This window comes from Polaromonas sp. P3_C2 (assembly GCF_056402675.1).
The window spans coordinates 1-701 of sequence record NZ_JBFUGX010001168.1 but is presented as its reverse complement, the minus strand read 5'-3'; the positions used below and the strand labels follow the sequence as shown (position 1 = coordinate 701).

Annotated in this window: 1 protein-coding gene; it reads left to right on the top strand. The window is 65.8% G+C overall.

Annotated features, from left to right (window positions below; translation table 11 throughout):
• Positions 1-236 precede the first annotated feature (236 nt).
• On the top strand, positions 237-701 hold a 465-nt coding region (locus tag AC1DWI_RS25380), incomplete at its 3' end, for an efflux RND transporter permease subunit (protein WP_477726215.1).

Genomic DNA, 701 nt, shown 5'->3' with positions numbered 1-701 from the left:
TCCTGGAGCAGATCGACAAGGGCGACCCGGAAGCCCTGGCACGCTGGCAAGGCATGAAGGACCGCCGCCAGGGCGAACGGCCGGCGCAATGATCCGGGACTCGTACCAATGAGCCGCCGGGCCGTTCCCAAGGTGAATAGCACCGCAGTGCGAAGCACGAAGGTATTTCCGCGCATGAGCCGCCGGGCCGTTCCCAAGGCAAATAGCATCGCAGTGCGAAGCACGAAGGTTATTGAATGAGCCCCTCACGCCCCTTCATCCTGCGCCCGGTAGCCACTTCGCTGCTGATGGTGGCCATTGTGTTGGCTGGCCTCGTGGGTTTCAAATTTTTACCGCTGTCGGCCCTGCCGCAGGTCGACTACCCCACCATCCAGGTGCAGACGCTGTATCCCGGCGCGAGCCCGGAAGTGATGGCGCAGACCGTGACAGCGCCGCTGGAACGCCAGTTCGGCCAGATGGCCGGTCTCTCTCGCATGAGCTCCACCAGTGCCGCCGGTGTCTCCATCGTCACGCTGCAGTTCGGCCTGGGCCTGGCACTGGACGTGGCCGAACAGCAGGTGCAGGCGGCCATCAACGCGGGCGGCTCGCTACTGCCGGCCGACCTGCCCGCCCCGCCCGTCTATGCCAAGGTCAACCCGGCGGATGCCCCGGTGCTGACACTGGCCATCACGTCCGACACCATGCCGCTGACGGAGGTGCAG